Raw genomic sequence first — 15,632 nt, forward strand, 5'->3', positions numbered from 1 at the left:
CCAGGACGGGAAACCGGGCCTGACGCGAACCGGCACACGACGGTGCGCCGTGGCGGGCGGACCTAGTCGAGGTAGTCGCGCAGCACCTGGGAGCGCGACGGGTGGCGCAGCTTCGACATGGTCTTGGACTCGATCTGGCGGATGCGCTCGCGCGTGACGCCGTACACCTTGCCGATCTCGTCGAGGGTCTTCGGCTGACCGTCGGTGAGACCGAAGCGCATGGAGACGACGCCCGCCTCGCGCTCGGACAGGGTGTCCAGGACGGAGTGCAGCTGCTCCTGCAGCAGCGTGAAGCTGACCGCGTCGGCCGGGACGACCGCCTCGGAGTCCTCGATGAGGTCACCGAACTCGCTGTCGCCGTCCTCGCCCAGCGGGGTGTGCAGGGAGATGGGCTCGCGGCCGTACTTCTGGACCTCGATGACCTTCTCGGGGGTCATGTCGAGTTCCTTGGCCAGCTCCTCCGGGGTGGGCTCGCGGCCCAGGTCCTGGAGCATCTGACGCTGCACGCGCGCGAGCTTGTTGATGACCTCGACCATGTGCACCGGGATACGGATGGTGCGCGCCTGGTCGGCCATCGCGCGGGTGATCGCCTGGCGAATCCACCAGGTGGCGTACGTGGAGAACTTGTAGCCCTTGGTGTAGTCGAACTTCTCCACCGCGCGGATCAGACCGAGGTTGCCCTCCTGGATGAGGTCCAGGAAGAGCATGCCGCGGCCGGTGTAGCGCTTGGCCAGGGAGACCACCAGGCGGAGGTTGGCCTCCAGGAGGTGGTTCTTGGCGCGGCGGCCGTCCTCGGCGATGATCTCCAGCTCGCGCTTGAGCTTGGGCGCCAGCTTGTCGGAGTTGGCCAGCTTGTCCTCGGCGAACAGACCCGCCTCGATGCGCTTGGCGAGCTCGACCTCCTGCTCGGCGTTGAGCAGGGGGACCTTGCCGATCTGCTTGAGGTAGTCCTTGACCGGGTCGGCGGTGGCACCGGCGGCGGCGACCTGCTGGGCGGGCGCGTCGTCCTCGTCCTCGTCGGAGAGCACGAAGCCGGCGTTCTCGGCGCCCTCGGGCTCCTCCGCGGCCTTGGTGTCCTCGAGGACCTCCTCGTCGCCCAGCTCGGCGTCGTCCTTCTTGGCCGTGGTCTTCTTGGCGGCCGTCTTCTTGGCCGTGGTCTTCTTGACGGCCGCCTTCTTCGCGGTCGTCTTCTTGGCAGCCGCCTTCTTGGCGGGTGCCTCCTCCTCGGCGGCGGGGTCGGCGGCGGGCGCCGCCGGAGTCGCGGTGGCGGTGGCCTTCCGGGTGGTCACCGTCTTGGCGGCGACCGTCTTGGTGGCGGTGCGCTTGGCGGGACTCTTCGCTGCGACGCTCTTGCGGGTGCGCTTGGGCTCTGCGGCACTGACCATCAGCGTCACACCCTCTTCCTCGAGGATCTGGTTGAGGCTGCGCAGTACGTTCTTCCACTGAGTGGCCGGAATCTGGTCAGCTTCGAAGGCCCGACGCACGTCATCGCCGGCGATCTGCCCCTCAGCCTTTCCCCGCTCAATGAGCGCCATGACAGAGACGGACTCGGCGATCTCCGGCGGGAGCGTACGGGATGTGCTGGCCGACACGAACAACCTCTCGGAACGTTGGAAAACGGCTTCCGGCCCCGTCCACAGTGGACAGGAGCCGACCGCCGGCTTGGGGATGGGCCGACGGTGCGGGCGGGGGCCGGGGAAGATGCACAGCGCCATGAACGGCGTCCGTATTCCCTCCGCGGCTGTCACCTCTTAGGTCATCGCGTTCTTCCCAGGAGCGTTACGCCCAATCCGCGTGGCCCGAGTCACACCCCGCAAGCGCACACAATCGGTCAAACAACCACGAAAGCGTTCACTCAGGGGCGAGGAGGTCACCTCTCCGAGTCTGCCACGCCGTTCTGGGCATCGGACCCCGCGGGATCGTCGATGATCCCGCGGGGTCCGACGGGGGACGGCTCATCGGTGGGGCGCTGCCACAGGAGGGGGATGGCATGCCGGACCGCGCCGTCCGCGGAACGCGGTCAGTGCTCGCGCGGGGCGGGCACCACGCGTTCCACCTCTGGGTGGACCGTGAGCAGTTGCCGCATGGCCGCCTCGGCCGCCGCGCCGTCGCCGCCGGCGAGGGCGTCGACGATCCGGCCGTGCTGTGCCAGGGACGTCTCGTTCGGCCGCTCACAGCCCGTGGCCGGGCCGCCCGAGACCTGCAGTGCGGCGGACACGATCCCGGAGAGGTGCTCCAGCATCCGGTTGCCGGCGACCTGGATGAGCAAGGAGTGGAACTCCGCGTCGGCGCGGGCGAAGGTCAGGGCGTCGCCTTGACCCATGGCATGGCCCATGATCTCGACCATGTCGGTCAGCCGCTGCTGGACGTCCTCCCGCCCGTGGCCGGCCGCCAGGCAGGCGGCGAGCGGCTCGATCGTCCAGCGCAGCTCGCTGAGCTCACGGCGCTGGTCGTCGCGCTGCGGCCCGAAGGCCCGCCACTCGATGATGTCCGGGTCGAGGAGGTTCCAGTCGCTGACGGGGCGCACGCGCGTGCCGACGTTCGGCCGGGCGCTGACCAGGCCCTTGGCCTCCAGGACGCGGAGCGACTCGCGGACGACGGTGCGGGAGACCTCGAAGCGCTGGCCGATCTCCTCCGGCACCAGCGGGCGGTCGGCGCCCAGGTCCCCGGAAACGATCATCTGACCCAACTGCTGGACGAGTTGGCCGTGCAGTCCGCGACCGCGGCTGCCCGCGGCCCGTCGGCCCACACGGCCCAGCTCCGGGTCCGCGCCGTCCCAGGCAGGGGCCCCGACGCGGTCGACGGCGGGCGTCTCGGCGTAGGGGTAGCGGTCGAGTCCGCCCGGGCTCGCGAGGCCGGAGTCTGCGGAGCGGGCGGCGGTCATCATGGTGTGCGCAAGGGTACTCACGCATCCTTTGTCGGCTCCGCTTCCAACTCCCTTAAGGTCTTTGGTGAAAAGCACACGAAAGGGTGATCGCTCACCCCGTCGCAATTGACGCCTTATCGGAAAGAAATGGGCTTTCTGCGGGGAGTTGTGGCCAGGGGCGGGCCGATGTGTTCGTGGACGGTCGTTATCGGACTCTGCTCCGCAGACCGGTGAGCACGTACGCGCACAGCAGCGCCGCCAGCGACAACGTCAGGGCCCCGCCGACGGGTTGGGCGACCAGGCGCAGGACCGCGTCCAGGTGGCGTTCGCCCCCGAAGGGCCACCGGAACGGCACACCGTCCCGCAGCCGCGACGCGAGCGGGGCCGGGGTGCGCGCCGCCGGCCCCTCCGTCACCTTGTGCACGAGCGGCACGACGAGAAGGGGTACGGCGACGACGACGGCGAGACCGGCGGTGGTGGACCGGAACACGCCCGCGGCCAGCACACCGGCGCAGGCGCACCCGGTCACCAGGCCGAGCCAACCCGCACTCAGCGGCAGCCAGTCGGCGGGAACCTCGACGGTCTCCCGTCCGTAGACGAGGTAGAGCAGCTCGGCGTCGCACCCGACGGTCAGGACGGCCAGCACCAGCGCGGTGGCCGAGGCCACGAGGAGTTTGGCGGTCAGCAGCCCCAGCCGCCGGGGCACGGTGCCGCGGTCCGCCGCCAGCGCGGGGTGGCGGAACTCGTCGCCGAAGGCCAGCGCGCCGAGCAGTCCCGCGCCGAGCGCCGCGGGCGGCAGCGGCAGCTCCCTCGGCCACGCGGCCAGCAGGCGCGGCTGCGGGGTGTGCCCGGCCCGCGCCAGCAGTACGGCGGTGAGCGCGGACACGACGAGCACGGCCGCACCGACGAGGAACCCCGTGCCGACACCCGTGGCGCGGCGGAACTCGTAGCGCAGCGGGCGAAGGGGCCTGGGGGCGGGGCGGACGGAGACGGGAGGGGGAAGCCCGGCAGCGGCGTCGCGTGTGCGGGCGGCCCGGCGCGAGCGGGCCCTGGGGGCCGGGTGGGCGTCCTCGGCGGCGGATCCGTCCGGCGCCTGCTGCGGCGGGGACACGGACACGGGGGAGCCTTCGCCGGCCGGGGCGCCGGGGTGGTGGCCCGGATCGCGTGCCGTGTCGTCCGCGGGCACGGGTTCCCCGGCCTCCCGGACGGCGGTGCCGGCCGGGGTCGCCTTCTCGTCCGGCGCCGGTTCGCCCGCTCCGGCACCGGGCCCCATGTCCCCGGTCTCGTCCGCCAGTTGGTGCACGACGATGCCGTGCCGGAACGCGACCTCGCCGACGTCCGCGCAGGTACTGCCGTAGACACAGAGGCGGTTGCCGCCCTCGTGCACGGCCTCCACGGACCGCCGGGTGGCGCGGGCCTCCTGTGCGAGCAGGGCGGAGAGGCGGGCGGCGTGCGGGCTGCGGACGGCGACGCGGGGACGCAGCCGGGTCCGCGAGAAGTCCGCCGCCTCCTGGTCGGCGACGAGTCTCCCCCGTTCCAGGGTGACCACGTGGTCCGCGATCCGCGCGGCCTCCTTCGGGTCGGCCGTCGTGCACAGCACCGTGCCGCCCTGGGCCGCGTACGCCCGGAGCGTGCCGTACAGCCAGCGGTGCTCGGCGGCGGAGAGCCCGCGCGCGGGCTCGTCGAGCACGAGTGTGTGCGGGTCCGGCAGCAGTGCGCAGGCCAGTCCCAGGCGGCGGTCCATACCGCGCGACAGGGTGCCCAGGCGTTCGTCGCGCAGGCTCACGAGCCCTGCCGCCTCGAGGACTTCGTCGGCCCGGCGGACCGGGACGCCCGCGGCGGCGCACAGCATGCGCAGGTGCCCGCGGACGGTGCGGGCGGGGTGGCCCGGCACCTCGCCGAGCAGCACGCCGACTTCGCGGGCGGGATGGGGGATGCGGTGCAGCGGGCGGCCCCTGAAGTGGGTGACGCCACGGCCGCGTTGGAGTTCGAGCATGAGCCGGAGCGCCGTCGTCTTGCCGGCGCCCGGTGCTCCGAGCAACGCGGTGACGCGGCCCGCGTGCGCCTCGAAGGAGACGTCGTCGACGGCGGGCGGAAGCTCTTTGCGAGGGCTGCTGGTCAGTCCGGTGGCCTGGATCACCCGATGCAAGATAGCGCGCCATATCGGATTTTCCGGGCATCTCGCGGCCGGTCGGCGGAGGGGAAGGGCGCTGCCCCGCCGGGCCCGTTGGCCGGGTCCGGCCGTGCCGCGTCAGACCTCGGGGCGCAGCATCGGGGGGTTGAGCAGGGTGGCGCCTCCGGCCCGGAAGAGCTGGGCAGGGCGACCGCCCTGCCTGGTGGTCGTGCCACCGGTGGGGACCAGGAAGCCCGGCGTGCCCGTCACCTTGCGGTGGAAGTTGCGCGGGTCGAGCGCCACGCCCCAGACCGCCTCGTAGACCCGGCGCAGCTCGCCGACGGTGAACTCGGGCGGGCAGAAGGCCGTCGCCAGCGACGAGTACTCGATCTTGGAGCGGGCGCGTTCCACCCCGTCCGACAGGATCCGGGCATGGTCGAAGGCGAGTGGCGCCACCGGCTCGCCGTCCCGGCCGTGACCGCCCTGCTGCAGCAGTTCCTCCACGGGCGCCCAGCGTGCGTTGCTGGCGTCACCGCCCGCCCGGGGCGCGGGCAGGTCGGGGGCGAGGGCGAGGTGGGCGACGCTGACGACCCGCATCCGGGGGTCGCGCTCGGGATCGCCGTACGTGGCGAGCTGTTCCAGGTGAGCGCCGTTGTCCTGGGCGGGGACGGCGGGATCGTGCACCCGCAGCCCTGTCTCCTCGGCCAGTTCCCGGGCCGCCGCCTGCGCCAGGTCCTCGTCGTCCCGCACGAAGCCGCCGGGGAGCGCCCAGCGCCCCTGGAACGGCGCCTCGCCCCGGCGCACCGCCAGCGCGCACAGGGCATGGCGGCGTACGGTCAGCACGACCAGGTCCACGGTGACGGCGAAGGGGGGAAAGGCTGACGGGTCGTAGGGCATGCGGTGATCATAGTCGTCTGCCTGACGATAAACACTCCCTTCGCCGACCGTGACACCAACTGATCCACTTCGCTCCGGCGGGTCCGTCGTTCCGCTCTCCCCGCCACCCGGCGAGGATGTGCCCCACCGGATCAGGCTCCCAACTGGAGTCCGTCGGCCGCTTCCTCGACCATGACGAGACCGAGCCGGCTGATCCGTACGGCGAAGGGGGCGCCCGCCACGCGCAGTCCCGTCAGGACCGTCTCGCCCAGCGGGGCGCCGCGCACCGGGCGCAGCGCGACCGTCCGGGCCGGGGCGTCGGGGCGGACCCCCGCGAGCGTGGTCAGCAGCAGGACTCCGGCGGCCGCCGCCGTGGCCGCCGGGCGGCAGGCCGCCGGGTGCGGGAGCGGAGCGCTCCCCTCGGTCCGCTGCTCCCCCGCGTACATCTCGGGCAGCCGGTGGCCGAACGCCTCCGCCGCCCCGAGCACACCCCGCAGCAGGGACGCCGCCTCCCTCTCGTAGCCGGCGGCCGCGAGTCCCGCGACGGCGAGCGCCGTCTCGCGGACCCGCACGGCGCCGGAGCGGTGTCCGAACGGGTTGTATCCCTCCTCCTCCACGCCCATGCCGCGCAGGCCCCAGCCCGAGTCCAGGTCGGGACCGCCCAGCAGCCGCGCCAGCCGCTCGGTCCGCACCCTGCCGAGGAGGCCGGGCGCGAGTTCGCCCCCGCCCAGCAGCCCGGTGTCGAGGAGGTGCGCGACCGGTGCGCCCAGGTGCGGGACGGGGCGGCCGTCCGGGGCGCGGGCCGCCGCCGGCCGGTCTCCGCGCAGGCCGTCGATCCAGAAGTCGTCGTGGAAGGCCCCGCGCAAGATCCGCGCCCACTGCCGCAGTCCGGCGCCGCCCGGTCTGCCGTACGCGTCGAGCAGGTCGGCGCCGAGCAGGGCCGCCCGGTGGGCCTGGGCCTGGGTCTCGCAGCGGACGGGCCCGCCGGGCTGCGGGTCGGGCAGGTAGGCGCCGTCGCCCACCGTGTTCCGCAGCCAGGCCAGACAGCGTTCGGCGGCCGGAAGCAGCTCCTCGGTCTCGCGTCCGGGAAGCCCCCAGCGGCGGGCCTCGGCCAGGAGCACGGGGAAGAGCAGCGTGGCCTCCGTTCCCGTGCAGCCGGGAGGCAGATGGGGCCCGGCGTCGCGGCGCGGGCCGGGAATCATGCCGGCCTTCGGTCCCGGCCCGGGGAGTTGGGTGCGGGCGAGGACGCGCAGGGTGCCCGCGGCGAGCCCGGTGCCGAGCGGCAGGGCCATCCGGGCGGCGGCGAGGGCCTCGGCCGGGGCGAGCCCGCAGCGCCAGGGGGCGCCGGCCGCGAGGTGGAGGTCGGCGGGGTGCTCCGGGTCACGCAGCAGGAGGGCCCGGAGGTCGTCGACGCTCGCCCGCAGCAGGGCGGGAACCCGCGGGTCGTCTCCCGTGGCACGCGCCGGAGCGAGCGGGCTCGTGGCCGTGCGGCCCGCGGAACGAAGAGGCGCCGCTCCGTCCTGCCGTACGCGCAACTCGATGCTCGCGCTGCCGCCCGGGGGCAGGTCGAACTCCCAGCGCAGCAGTCCGGCGGAGGCCAGCGCCTCGGCGGGCGGCGGTTCGGCCGTGACCGACGCGCGTGCGCCGGCACGGGACCAGCGCAGGCCACAGGCGTGGACATCGGCCGGCAGTTCGGGCCCCGCGCGGCCGGCGGCGATCGCCCCGAGGTCGGCGAGATCCGTACCGAGGGCCACCTCGACGGGCAGGCGCAACGGACGCGGGGCCGCGCTGCGCAGCGTGATCCGTTCCGTGCCGTCCGCGCAGCGTGTCCGCTCCACGATCACGTCCGGGTCCGGGCCGCCGCCTCGCGGGGACACCCGCAGCGTCCCCACGAAACGGGCCCGGTCGGCGGCCACCATCCGCGCCTGGACCGCGAGCGGCTCCCGCCCGGCCACGCGGACCTGGAACCGGGAGAGGAGCCGCCGTCCCGCGCGGTAGAACCCTTCCAGCCCGCTGCCGGTCTGCTGTCCCTGTTCCGTCGAAATGGCGAGGCCGGGCAGGGCGACACAGATCATGGCGGTGTGCGCGGGCGGCAGCTCGGCGGGCCACCGACGGGTGGGGTGGTGATCCCGCTGTCGTGGCAGTGGTGTCCCCGTGCCGGTCAGGGCTCCGGCGCGAGCGGCGAAAGAGGCGGGCGGAGCCGGCTGGTGCATGGGAAGGCTTTCTCTGTGCTCGGTGTGGCTCGGGCGGGCCCGTCGCCGACAGGTTTCGGTCAGGCCGGTGGAAGTGGAATACGACGTCACGTCCCGTCCAGGCGTTCCGCCACTCAGGTGAACGGAACCGCCCGTCTCCGGGTCACGCCCACGCCCACCCACACCGCGAGCAGCCGTGCCTGAACGGCCTGGGAAGTACTCCCAGGGCGATGGGGGTCCCCCAGCTCGAGCGGAGCCGAGAGCGGGGGAAGGTGGGCGGTGGGGTGCCTCCCGCTCACGGGGGTCTTCCGCTCGATCGAAGTCGAAAGCGGAGGAGGCACCCCGCCGACGCCGGGCCGCCCAGCCTCCCCGCCCGCTCCGGACAGCCGTCGCCTGTCCGGAGCGGCCCCCGGACGGCTCCCGGCCCGACGGCACAGCACGGACAGCACCCCCGCCACCGCCCACCACACCTCCTCGAGGCCGGTTCCCGCGCAACGAGCGCAACACCTCAGCTCGTTCACTCCTCCCGGTCACCGCCCTGGTGACCGGTCTGCGCGCCCGGCCGCGAGGCACCGCGGCGACGCCCCGCGCCGGGACCCGTTCCGCTCTCGTCCGCGCCGCCCGCCGCGGGGTGGGCGCTCGCCGCCGGCGTACGCGGATGCGGAACCCGTCGTCCCGGTCGGCCGCCCTCCCTGCGGACCCGGCGAGGGAGAGCGCTGGCGGTGCCGGGCGCACGGGTGCGGCGCCGGCGGGGCAGGGGAGCCGCTTCGGGGCCCGGGACCGCGGGTTCGGCAACCGGCGGCTCCGTGGTCACGGCCGCCGGCTCGTCCGGCGTCACCCGCCCGCGGTCCCCGCGCTCGGACCGCAGGCAGCGGCGGATCGACTCCGGGTCCAGTCCCTCGTTGCACGCCTGGTGCAGAAGCCGGGCGAAGAGGTAGTCGGGGTCGGCGCCCAGGGCCATGGCGAGTGCTTCCCGGGCCTCCAGTTCGTCACCGGTGGACCAGGCGACCCACCCGGCGAGGGTGAGGGGTGCCGCGGCGTGTTCGCCGTACGCTCCGACGCAGCGGCGGGCCAGGGCGCGCCACAGGCGAAGGGCCGGGCCCGCCTCGTCGTCCTCCATCCACTCGGCCGCGCGGTCGCGGGTCGTGCGGTCCTGCAGGCCGAGGATCAGCGCCGCGGCCTCGTCGTGCCCGAGCAGTTCGTCGTCCCGCAGGTCCGCCGGGAGCATGCCGGGCACGGGCGGGGCGTCGGCGAGACGGCCCAGGATCCGCTCGGCCAGCCCCAGTGTCTCCCCGGCGACCTCGTGCCGGCCCTCCGCGTCGAGGATCCTGGGGATCAGAGCCAGGCCGGCGGCGTCCAGGGCGGCCTCCTGTTCCCGGGCGGCGGAGTGCTCCCACGGCTGGAGCCTGGCGCGCAGTTCGCGCAGGGTGCCGCGGACCTGGAGCCCGGCGTAGGTGGCGGCGGCGGCCAGCACCGAGGTGCCGGGCAGGCCCATCGGTGTCCCCTCGGACGGGCAGCAGCCCTCGTCGTCGCAGCAGTACGACCAGAAGCGGCCGTCCGAGACGCACAGGGCCTCGACCACCGGGATGTCCAGGGCGCCGCACTCCAGGCGCAGGGCGTGGGCGAGCGGGCCCAGCCGCTCCTTGACCTGCCGGCCGGATTCGCCCCGGCCCGGTTCGTGGCAGAGGAAGACGACCATCTGCTCGGGCCGGGCGCCCCGGCGTTCGCTGCCCGTCACCAGGCCGTGGGTCAGTTGCCGGGCGGCGGCGGGCCAGTCGTCGGGGTTGGCGGGGACACCGAGCCGGGCGCGGCCGCCGAACCGGCCCCGTCCGTCCTTGTCGTGCAGGGCGACCAGCACGATGCTGTCCTCGGGGCGGTAGCCGAGCAGGTAGGGCAGGGCGTCGGCGAGTTCGGCCGGGGAACGCAGGGTGACCTGCTGTCCGTCGCCATGGCTGTCGTACGCGGTGCAGGTGATGTCCTGCGGACGCGGTGCGCGGTCTTCGTCGCCGCCGGGCGTCCGGGGACCGGTGTCACGCCCGGAGATGTCACCGTTTTCGGGGGATCCAGTGGTTTCGCCGTGGTTCGTCATGCGAAGACGATCTCGCGGATTGCGGCCTTCCGGTTTGCCCTGTGGATAACTTCGAGCAGGAACATGCCACCGACCTCGGGGTCGCAGGGGGCCGCTCCCCCGCACCCGCCCGCATGTCAGTGGTGTCCTGTTGTATGGACCCATGGAGCACACGAGCAACGCGGATCTCCGCACGGCCGCCGACGCGGTTCTCGCCCGCCTCGTCGGGGACGCCTCGGGCGGGGCCCGGCTGCGCGAGGACCAGTGGCGGGCGATCGAGGCGCTGGTCGCCGACAAACGCCGGGCCCTGGTCGTGCAGCGCACGGGCTGGGGCAAGTCCGCGGTCTACTTCGTGGCCACCTCGCTGCTGCGGGCGCAGGGCAGCGGTCCCACCGTGATCGTCTCCCCGCTGCTGGCGCTCATGCGCAACCAGGTGGAGGCCGCGGCCAGAGCCGGAATCCGCGCCCGGACCATCAACTCCTCCAACAGCGAGGAATGGGACTCCGTCCAGACGGAGATCGCCGCGGGCGACGTCGACGTACTGCTGGTGAGTCCGGAGCGGCTGAACAACCCCGACTTCCGCGACCAGGTGCTGCCCAGGCTCTCCGCCGCGACCGGGCTCCTGGTGGTCGACGAGGCGCACTGCATCTCCGACTGGGGGCACGACTTCCGCCCGGACTACCGCCGGCTGCGCACCATGCTCGCCGACCTCCCGGACGGCGTTCCCGTCCTCGCCACCACCGCCACAGCCAACGCCCGTGTCACCGCCGATGTCGCGGAACAGCTGGGTACGGGAGGCTCGTCGGACGCGCTGGTGCTGCGGGGCCCGCTGGACCGGGAGAGCCTGAGCCTGAGCGTGCTGCGCCTGCCGGACGCCGCACACCGGATGGCCTGGCTCGCCGACCACCTGGACGAGCTCCCGGGCTCGGGGATCGTCTACACGCTCACCGTGGCCGCCGCCGAGGAGGTCACCGCCTTCCTCCGGCAGCGCGGGCACACCGTCGCCTCGTACACCGGCAGGACGGAGAACGCCGACCGGCAGCAGGCCGAGGAGGATCTGCTCGCCAACAAGGTGAAGGCCCTGGTCGCCACCTCCGCGCTCGGCATGGGCTTCGACAAGCCCGATCTGGGTTTCGTGGTGCATCTCGGCTCACCCTCCTCCCCCATCTCCTACTACCAGCAGGTCGGCCGCGCCGGGCGCGGTGTCCGGCACGCCGAGGTGCTGCTGCTGCCGGGGAAGGAGGACGAGGCGATCTGGGAGTACTTCGCCTCGCTCGCCTTCCCCTCGGAGGACCTGGTGCGCCGTACGCTCGACGTCCTCGCGCGCTCCGACCGGCCCGTGTCGCTGCCGGCCCTCGAGCCGCTGGTGGAGCTGCGCCGCTCCCGGCTGGAGACCATGCTCAAGGTGCTCGACGTGGACGGGGCGGTGAAACGGGTCAAGGGCGGCTGGATCGCGACCGGGCGGCCGTGGACGTACGACGCCGAGCGGTACGCGTGGGTGGCGCGCCAGCGAAAGACCGAACAGCAGGCGATGCGCGAGTACGCGGCGAGCACGGACTGCCGGATGGAGTTCCTGCAGCGCCAGTTGGACGACGAGGGCGCCAAGCCCTGCGGACGCTGCGACAACTGCGCGGGCCCGCGGTACACCCCCGAAGCCTCCTCGACCGCCCTCGAGGCGGCCCGCGTGGATCTCGGCCGGGCGGGCGTCGAGGTGGAGCCCCGGCGGATGTGGCCCACCGGGCTTCCGGCGATCGGCATGGACCTCAAGGGGCGTATCCCGGCGGGGGAACAAGCCGCTCGGGGCATGGCGTTGGGGCGTCTGTCGGACATCGGCTGGGGCAACCGGCTGCGACCGATGTTCGCGCCGCAGGCACCGGACGGGCCGGTGCCGGACGATGTCGCCCGGGCCGTGGTGGGTGTGCTGGCCGACTGGGCCAAGGGGCCCGGCGGCTGGGCTCCGGGGGCGGCGGACCCCCAGCCGCGGCCGGCGGGGGTGGTCACCCTCGCCTCCCGCAGCCGGCCCCGGCTGATCCACTCGCTCGGGGCGCGCATCGCGGAGATCGGGCGGCTGCCGCTGCTGGGATCGGTGGATTACACGGGTGAGGCGCACTCCGTCTCCCGGAGCAACAGCGCCCAGCGCCTCAAGGCCCTCGACGGGGCGCTGACCGTGCCCTCCGACCTCGCCGCCGCGCTGGCCGAGGCGCGGGGCCCGGTTCTCCTCGTGGACGACTACACGGAGACGGGCTGGACTCTCGCGATCGCGGCGCGCCTGCTCCGGCGGGCCGGTGCACAGGGTGTGCTGCCGCTGGTGCTGGCCGTACAGGGCTGATGGTTCGGACCACCCGGCGGGTGGGGATATTAGCCGTGGAACATCCGATACCGGACCGCTGCATCAATTGCTCGTTGCCGCATCCAAGTTCGACAGGAAGAATTGAAGGACGCACCCGCACGGCTCGCCCGCCGATCAGGTAGGGCTCTGTTGCGTGCGCGCTCCCCCGAATCCGACCCCGCCCGCAGTCCGGGCGTAGCCGAAGGGAGAACCGTGACCTTCGGATTCGCTCCGTCCTCGGCGGCATCGCTGTCGACGTCCGCCGCTTCCGCCACTCGTGTGCTCGAACCCGCGGAGTGGGCCGCCGCGGGAATCCCGCTGCTGGGCAGTCCGCGGGAGGTCGTCAGCGGACTGCACGCCCGGCACCGTCCCGGTCCGGCGACCGCGGTCGTCGCCGTACTCGATCCGGACGAACGGGTGCGGGCGAGCGCGTCGTTCACCCGGCGTACCGCCTCCGCGGACGGCTGGTTGCTCCGCAATGTGCTGCTGTCCCAGTTGCGCCGGGTGATCCCGCACGACCTGCGCCGCCGCACCCCGGTGCGCACCGCCGTGCTGCTCTACTGCCGTGACGGCGACGCTCGCTGGACGGAGGAGGACGGTGCGTGGATGTGGGGGCTGCGGGACGCCTGCACCCTGCACGGGCTGCGCTGCGGTGCGTACATCACGCTGACCCGTAACGGGTGGCAGGTCCTCGGCGAGGGGCGTGGCGGCCGTCACCCCAGCGCCGGCTCGGCGCCGGAACCGTTCGCCACGTCCGCGGCACCGCCCCGGATACCGCGCACCGGTGGTGCCGCGTCAGAGGTTCTGCGCCGCGCGGCGGCACGCTGACGGTACGGGACGCCGCCCGGACATCCAGGCCTCACATGGTGGCGTGGGGCGGGCCGTACCACGGCGCGTCCGCGCGACGCCGGACCCGGCCCGGTACCGGGGTGGCGAAGACGCCAGAGCGTCGGCCCCTCCGGTCCCGGGCACGCCGAGTCCCCGGTCGTACGGACACCGCGACCGCGGCGTCCGTTTCCCCCTCGGCGTCCGGCCGGACGCCTTGGCGCCGGCTCAGACGCCCGCGCCCAGCACCGAGTTGATGCGCTGCGGGTCGCCGCAGACGATCAGCAGGGTGCCGGCCCGGGCGTGCGCCACCGACAGCGCGGAGGCAGCCGCGGGTTCCGGGCCTCCATTGACGGCGACCACGACGACGGGGCGCGCACCGGCACGCTCGGCGACCTTGGCGTCCGTGTAGAAGACGTCGTCACCGGCGTCGTGCTGGGCCCAGTAGGAGGCTTCGCCGAAGGACAGTTCGTGGGTGGCCCACGGGTGCGGGTCACCGGTGGTGATCACCAGCACGTCGCCGGGGGCGCGGCCCGCGTCCAGCAGCAGGTCGACGGCCTCTTCGGCGGCGTCGAGCGCCCCCTGGGCCGAGGCCGGGATCAACTGGAGCTGCGGGGTGGCCGCCGCGGGCGGAGCCGGGGGAACGGGCTTGGCCGCGTCGCGCGACGCGCGCTGCACCGGCGGCGCGGGCCGCGGCGGGCCGGGACGACCAGGACGCGACGGAGCCGCGGGGCGGGGACCGGGTACGGGGCGGGGGGTCGGCGCGGTGCGGGGACCCTGGGCACTCTCGTGAATCTGAGGCTCCTCGGGAATGAGAGGCATGGGTTGATTTTTATCAAACGTTGGTACGGCTCGCGCCGCCGGGTGGCACATGAGTGCGAGCGGTCCGTCAGAAGTCGAAGCCGAGCTGACCCTCGATTTCCGGAACGCGCCCTTCCGTCAAGCTGCGGACCTTCTTGAGGTGCCGCCACTGGGGCAGCGCATCAAGATACGCCCACGACAACCGGTGGTACGGGGTGGGCCCCCGGACCTCCAGTGCGGCCTTGTGCACGGGCGACGGATACCCGGCGTTGTCCGCAAAACCGAAGTCTGCATGGTCGACGCCCAGTTCGGCCATCATTTTGTCGCGCTGAACCTTGGCGATCACCGAGGCCGCCGCGACGGCCACACACGACTGGTCACCCTTGATGACCGTACGGACCTTCCAAGGCGTGCCGAGATAGTCGTGCTTGCCGTCGAGGATCACCGCGTCCGGCCGGACCGGCAGCCCCTCCAGCGCACGCCCCGCAGCCAGCCGCAGCGCGGCCGTCATCCCCAGGGCGTCGATCTCCTCGGGAGAGGCGTGCCCCAGGGCGTACGAGGTCACCCAGCTCCGCAGCGTCTCGGCGAGCTCGGTGCGCCGCCTGACGGTGAGGAGCTTGGAGTCCGTGAGACCCCCCGGTGGCCGGCGCAGTCCGGTGACCGCCGCGCAGACGGTGACAGGGCCGGCCCACGCGCCGCGCCCCACCTCGTCGACACCTGCAACGATCTTCGCCCCGGTCGTGGCACGCAGAGAGCGCTCGACGGTGTGAGTAGGTGGTTCGTACGGCATGGCGCCCTTAGCGTACGCCGCCCGCGGCGGCCCGCGACACCCCGGTCCCCGAGCGGCGCCGACGACTCGGGGAAATCGCGGTCAGGAGCCGGCCGGCCGCAGCAGCGGAACCATCAACTGGTCGATCATCTCCTCCAGATCGACGTCCGACCATTCGCTGCCGCACATCTTCGAGCGATACATCATCATCGCCGGAATGGCGTCGAAGACATATCCGTTCGCCGCGTCGGCACGCACCTCTCCCCGCTCTATTCCACGCTCGATCACGGCACGCAGCATCTTGATGGTGGGTTCCACGACCCCTTCGAAGATGACGGCGTGGAAGCGCTCGGCCTGGAGCGTGTCACATTCGTGAATCACCGAACGCAGAGCGTACCCCGGCTGGGAGAACATCGCGTCGCGCGCCTTCAGACACAGGTCCAGCAGATCCTCGCGCACACCGCCCAGGTCCGGCGCCTCGTCGAACTGCGGCAGCCCGGCCCGCAGCGCGTCCGCGACCAGATCCTCCTTGGACGGCCAGCGCCGGTAGACGGCGGCCTTTCCGGTCTGGGCGCCCGCGGCGACGCCCTCCATCGTCAGGCCGTTCCAGCCGACCGTACTGAGCTGCTCCAGGGCGGCATCGAGGATCGCACGTTCCAGCACGGCACCGCGGCGGCGGGAGGCGGCCGTCCGATCCTGGGCGGCCACCCAGCTCGAAGAAACCATCTGACTCTTCTCCAACGAGCAGAGGAAGCGGACATTCGGGGATGAAGCACGCGTCGCGCGACAACCG

General features: G+C 73.4%; 11 protein-coding genes. 2 read left to right on the forward strand and 9 right to left on the reverse strand.

Annotation, left to right across the window (positions count from 1 at the left end; genetic code table 11):
* Positions 1 to 62: 62 nt before the first annotated feature.
* The 6 genes from ACFV5H_RS10165 to ACFV5H_RS10190 form a co-directional block, all read right to left on the reverse strand.
* Complete coding sequence (locus ACFV5H_RS10165; RefSeq protein ID WP_385193936.1) at positions 63 to 1,592, reverse strand: RNA polymerase sigma factor; 1,530 nt, start codon at positions 1,590 to 1,592, stop codon at positions 63 to 65.
* 428 nt (positions 1,593 to 2,020) lie between these two features.
* Positions 2,021 to 2,908, reverse strand: a complete 888-nt coding sequence (locus ACFV5H_RS10170; RefSeq protein ID WP_385045845.1) for a FadR/GntR family transcriptional regulator — start codon at positions 2,906 to 2,908, stop codon at positions 2,021 to 2,023.
* 163 nt (positions 2,909 to 3,071) lie between these two features.
* Positions 3,072 to 5,006, reverse strand: coding sequence for an ATP-binding cassette domain-containing protein (locus tag ACFV5H_RS10175; protein WP_385193938.1), 1,935 nt, complete (start codon positions 5,004 to 5,006; stop codon positions 3,072 to 3,074).
* A 111-nt stretch (positions 5,007 to 5,117) separates the two neighbouring features.
* Positions 5,118 to 5,876 (reverse strand): NUDIX domain-containing protein, encoded by a 759-nt coding sequence (locus ACFV5H_RS10180; RefSeq protein ID WP_385045851.1) that lies wholly within the window; start codon positions 5,874 to 5,876, stop codon positions 5,118 to 5,120.
* A gap of 131 nt (positions 5,877 to 6,007) precedes the next feature.
* Positions 6,008 to 8,068, reverse strand: a complete 2,061-nt coding sequence (locus ACFV5H_RS10185; protein ID WP_385193941.1) for a glycogen debranching N-terminal domain-containing protein — start codon at positions 8,066 to 8,068, stop codon at positions 6,008 to 6,010.
* A 496-nt stretch (positions 8,069 to 8,564) separates the two neighbouring features.
* The gene (locus ACFV5H_RS10190) at positions 8,565 to 10,136 is read right to left on the reverse strand and encodes a DUF4192 domain-containing protein (RefSeq protein ID WP_385193944.1); all 1,572 of its coding nucleotides are present in this window, start codon (positions 10,134 to 10,136) and stop codon (positions 8,565 to 8,567) included.
* A gap of 142 nt (positions 10,137 to 10,278) precedes the next feature.
* On the opposite strand from ACFV5H_RS10190, the gene ACFV5H_RS10195 reads away from it, so the two are divergent.
* Together ACFV5H_RS10195 and ACFV5H_RS10200 are read left to right on the forward strand one after the other, a co-directional pair.
* Entirely contained in the window at positions 10,279 to 12,444 is a 2,166-nt protein-coding gene (locus tag ACFV5H_RS10195) for a RecQ family ATP-dependent DNA helicase (protein ID WP_385193946.1), read from the forward strand.
* Positions 12,445 to 12,657: 213 nt separating this feature from the next.
* On the forward strand, positions 12,658 to 13,272 hold the full coding sequence (locus ACFV5H_RS10200; protein WP_385193949.1) for a hypothetical protein: 615 nt from the start codon (positions 12,658 to 12,660) through the stop codon (positions 13,270 to 13,272).
* A gap of 225 nt (positions 13,273 to 13,497) precedes the next feature.
* Here ACFV5H_RS10200 and ACFV5H_RS10205 read toward each other — a convergent pair whose 3' ends face one another.
* The 3 genes from ACFV5H_RS10205 to ACFV5H_RS10215 all read right to left on the reverse strand — a co-directional run bounded on the left by ACFV5H_RS10205 (position 13,498) and on the right by ACFV5H_RS10215 (position 15,565).
* Positions 13,498 to 14,091: a hypothetical protein gene (locus ACFV5H_RS10205; RefSeq protein WP_385193951.1), complete on the reverse strand. Its 594-nt coding sequence runs from the start codon at positions 14,089 to 14,091 to the stop codon at positions 13,498 to 13,500.
* A gap of 67 nt (positions 14,092 to 14,158) precedes the next feature.
* Entirely contained in the window at positions 14,159 to 14,860 is a 702-nt protein-coding gene (locus ACFV5H_RS10210) for a ribonuclease HII (RefSeq protein WP_385045867.1), read from the reverse strand.
* Between the two features lie 81 nt (positions 14,861 to 14,941).
* A complete protein-coding gene (locus tag ACFV5H_RS10215) occupies positions 14,942 to 15,565 on the reverse strand; it encodes a TetR/AcrR family transcriptional regulator (protein WP_385193954.1) in 624 nt (207 codons plus the stop codon).
* Positions 15,566 to 15,632 lie beyond the last annotated feature (67 nt).

The sequence above is a fragment of the Streptomyces sp. NPDC059787 genome (assembly GCF_042732315.1).
Lineage (GTDB): Bacteria > Actinomycetota > Actinomycetes > Streptomycetales > Streptomycetaceae > Streptomyces > Streptomyces atrovirens.